1 protein-coding gene is annotated in these 826 nt (G+C 58.8%); it reads right to left on the reverse strand.

Annotation, left to right across the window (positions count from 1 at the left end; all coding sequences use genetic code 11):
- Window positions 1-17: 17 nt before the first annotated feature.
- Window positions 18-769 (reverse strand): IS5 family transposase gene (locus QCM77_RS45960; protein WP_279667852.1). Its coding sequence is split into 2 segments (ribosomal slippage): window positions 18-439 and window positions 439-769, totalling 753 coding nucleotides; the frame shifts between segments, so codons are not numbered across the junction.
- Window positions 770-826 lie beyond the last annotated feature (57 nt).

Here is an 826-nt window from a genome sequence, read left to right on the forward strand (position 1 = left end):
CTAGGGTCTGTTGGGATTCATCGGGAGTTTATCACGGCTGCGGCCAGATGGATCATGGCTGCGAAGCTTTGATCGGTCTTATCTGCGCGCAACGGGATACGTTTGAATTCCTTGAGCTTGCAGAAGAAGTTTTCGATTAGATGACGCCATTTGTACATCTCCTCGTCGATAGCGCGCGGTTGTGCGCGGCGCGGATGCTGGGAGATGACGACCTTGGCGCCGCGTTCGTCGAGATCGGCGATGATGGCGTTGCTGTCGAAGGCCTTGTCGGCGATCAGCGCATCGAAGGCCAACCCCTCAATGAGCGGCGGAACACCGACGGTGTCGAAGCGCTGTCCGGGCAGCAGCACGAAACGCACGAGATTGCCGAGCGCATCGGTGAGTGCCAGGATTTTTGTGCTCATGCCGCCTTTCGAACGGCCGATGGCCTGGCTTTGAGTCCCCCTTTTGCGCCCTGCCCGTGGCGGTGGACCTTGACGATGGTGGCGTCGACCATGGCGTACTCCATGTCCGGCTCTTCCGAGACCGCGTCGAACAGGCGCTTCCACACATCTGCCTTCACCCAGTCGCGGAAGCGCGTGTACACGCTATTCCAATGCCCGAAAGCGCGCGGCAGATCACGCCATGGACTACCGGTCCGGGCAATCCACAACACCGCTTCAACGAACAGCCGGTTGTTCTTGCCACTGCGTCCGGGATCGCTCGGCTTGCCTAGACAAAGCGGTTCCATCTTCGCCCATTGGGCGTCATTCAAAACGAATCGGTCCATCCCGAGCTTGAATCACAGCCGAGCTCAAATGAGAATCCTGAATCCCAACAGACCCTA

The sequence above is a fragment of the Bradyrhizobium nivariense genome (assembly GCF_029846695.2).
Lineage (GTDB): Bacteria > Pseudomonadota > Alphaproteobacteria > Rhizobiales > Xanthobacteraceae > Bradyrhizobium.